This window comes from Actinomadura sp. NPDC049753 (genome assembly GCF_040674655.1).
Classification (GTDB): domain Bacteria; phylum Actinomycetota; class Actinomycetes; order Streptosporangiales; family Streptosporangiaceae; genus Spirillospora; species Spirillospora verrucosospora.
On sequence record NZ_JBFARL010000399.1, the window covers coordinates 1 to 2,885 of the forward strand.

A 2,885-nucleotide genomic window follows, 5' to 3' on the forward strand; every position below is an offset into this window, starting at 1 on the left:
TCGTCCGGATGGACGTGTCCCGCGAGGAGGACTGGCAGCGGGCCGTCCAGACCGCCACCGAGACCTTCGGGGCACTGAACGTCCTGGTCAACAATACCGGTCTGCCGCGCGGCGCCCGACATCGTCTGGGACGCCGTCGACAGCCCGCGGCCGCCCGCGCCGAGAATGCCCGAGAGCATCGCCCAGGGCCCGTGGGGGAGGTAGTCCGCGCCCTGTGCGCGCGCCGCGAGGACCTCGCTGCCGCACTGCACCGCCCAGGCGAGCACGGAAAAGACGGCCAGAACGCCGAAGGAGACGCCCGAAGAGGAACTGTGCAGGCCGACCGATGTCGTGCCGTCGTCGTTGCCGCCACCGCCGAACAGCGAGCCGATGACCCAGCTGCCCAGAAGCCAGAGCAGCAGCAGCGGCGACGTCAGCGCGACCGCCTTCGCCATCGCCGTGCCGCGGCCGGCGAGCCTCTGCCGTTCGCGGTCGGCCCAGTGCGTGCGCAGCGCCTCGTCGCGCTGCTCGGCGGCGTGCCGCTCGCGCGTCCGCGACTCGCTCTCCGCCGCGGCCTCCGGTGCGGCGCGGGCCACGGCGAGCAGCCGCAGCGGATCGTCGCCGGCCCCGTCCACCATCCAGGTGAACCACGGCACCGGTTCGGAGACCGGCTCGCGGGCCCGTGCCGCGCCCTTGGCGATCAGCCGCCCGGTCTCGTCGGGACGCGCCGCCAGCGCGAGCAGGGCGAGCAGCACGGCGGGCGGCTCCTCCGCGCCGGCGTCGGGCAGCCGGCCGGCGAGACCCGGCGGCGCGGCGGCCTGCTCGCGCAGCCAGCGCACCAGGTCGTTCCATGCCGCCACGTGCGCGCGCCACTGGTCGTCGACCCGGGCCAGCTCCTCGCCGCCCGCGAAGCCGGCGAGCACGGGCAGCAGGCGGTGCTCCCACAGCGCCCGCCCGATGAGGCAGGCGGTGCGGTGGTCGGGATGGCGCCGGTCGGCGGCCAGGCCCGCCAGCCCGGGCAGGTCGGCGGCGGTGATCCGGCGGCCGAGGTAGTGCGGGGGCATCGCCGGGTCCAGCCACCGCACGAGGTGCAGGAGCTTGACGTCGGGCGGCAGCGTCGTCATGAGGTGGCCGTCGACGAGCGCGATGCGGCTGTCGTCGGGCACCTCCGCGAGCCATTCCCGCAGGCTCCGCCACGCCTCGCCGGTCTCGCCCCGGCCGAAGAAGTACTGGGCGGCGTGGTCCCAGTTCTCGACCAGCGCGCGGGCCAGCTCGCTCCGGCCGGTGTAGCGGCGGCCCCTGAACGGCAGCCCGGCGCCCGCCGGGACGCTCTCCTCCGCGACCCGCGGCGAACCGCCGTCCAGCCACTCCCGTACCTGCTCGCCCGTCCATCGCCCGCGGGGGTCGCGGGTCAGCAGCCCCTGGCACAGCAGCCGCAGCCGGGGGCCGGGGACGTCGTCAGCGCTGACCGGCCGCGTCGCGAGATGGTCGACCACGACGGTCTCGCTCAGCCCCTGGAACGGCGGCCGGCCCGTCGCCAGCTCTCGGACGATCATGCCGAGCGACCACCAGTCGCGCGCCGGCGACACCTGGCCGGACAGGGACTCCGGCGCCGCGTAGGCCAGCGTCCGCGACGACGAGGCGAACACCACGCTCTGGTCGAGGACCCTGCTCAGCCCGAAGTCGGCGATGGCCAGCCGCAGCGGCTCCCTGCCCAGCACCAGGACGTTCTCGGGCTTGAGGTCCCGGTGGACGATGCCGGCCCGGTGCAGCGCCCCCAGCCCGGCGGCGAGCTGGGCGGCGACCTCGGCCACCGTGTCCTCCGAGAGCGGCCCCTCGTCCATCAGCGCCCGCAGGTTGCCGTCCGGCGCGTACGCGGCGATCTCGTAGTCGCGCCCGTCGGCGTGCCCCGTCTCCAGGATGCGCAGGACGTTCGGCGCGTCCAGCGCGGGCAGCTTCGCCCACACCTCCCGGTCGGCGCGGTACCCGCGGCGGAAGATCTTCACCACGAACTCGGCGCCGTCGGCGTCGCGCACCAGGAGCAGGTCGGACTCGGCGCCCTGCACGGGCAGCTCGGCGACCGTCGCGTACCGCTCGCCGAGCACGGCCGGCAGCCGCATCAGCGGATCCCCGGGACCGTGCCCCTCCCGCCGGGTCGGCGACGCCGGGCGCGGCCCGGGCACATCCGCGTCCCGCCGCGTCGTCCCGGCGTCGCGCCGGGTGTCGCGCGGCGGGGCGCCATCGAACTCGCCCACAGCCGTCCCGTCTAGCCCTTGTCCTTGATGGCCCGAAGATACTCGCTGATCTTGAACTGGTTGACGACGAACTCCAGGACGATCCGGGTCGCGAACACCTGGAAGAGCCACACGAACGGGGACCCGAGGAGGAGCGTGAGGCCGACCGCCGCGCTGTCGTCGAGCGCCGCCAGCCCGTACACCGCCATCAGCAGCGAGAACAGGGAGATCGCGATCAGCGCCAGCACGTAGAGGACCTTCACCACCCGCGCGGTGATCATGGTGTCGAAGTTGAGGTCGAACAGGCCCCCGAGCACGTTCCTGCCCCCGGGCTCGCCGGGCGGGGGCGCCCACCCCTGCGGCGGCTCCGGGAACCCGGAGGCCGGACCGGGCGGGCGGGGACCGGGGACGGGACGGGGGGCGGGGCCGGGGAAGGGGCCGCCGGGCCCGCCGGGCGGTGGACCGTAGGGTCCGCCAGGCCCGCCGGGCGCCTGCGGACGCGGAGGGTTGCCAGGGTCCGGTGGGTTCGTCATCACCGTCGTCTCCAGTGTGGGGACCGCTACACGGAGACTCTAAAGCCTGGCCCCGTCCGCCGCCGGAACCCGCCGCGCGACGATCCCGTATCGCGCGGGGGGCGGTGCGGACGTGCGGGCCGGTGGGGCCAGGTTCTGG

The 2,885-nt window shown here is 75.4% G+C and carries 2 protein-coding genes; both read right to left on the reverse strand.

The window, feature by feature from the left end; translation table 11 throughout:
- The coding region (locus AB0K37_RS41505) for a protein kinase (protein WP_363991550.1) at positions 1–2,234 on the reverse strand (2,234 nt) is incomplete at its 3' end.
- Positions 2,235–2,245: 11 nt separating this feature from the next.
- Complete coding sequence (locus AB0K37_RS41510; RefSeq protein ID WP_363991553.1) at positions 2,246–2,746, reverse strand: DUF4282 domain-containing protein; 501 nt, start codon at positions 2,744–2,746, stop codon at positions 2,246–2,248.
- Positions 2,747–2,885: the final 139 nt, after the last annotated feature.

What these genes read in the sequence shown, in the direction of transcription:
- AB0K37_RS41510 (WP_363991553.1), bottom strand. Translation starts at nt 2,746, where the DNA reads ATGACGAACCCACCGGACCCTGGCAACCCTCCGCGTCCGCAGGCGCCC.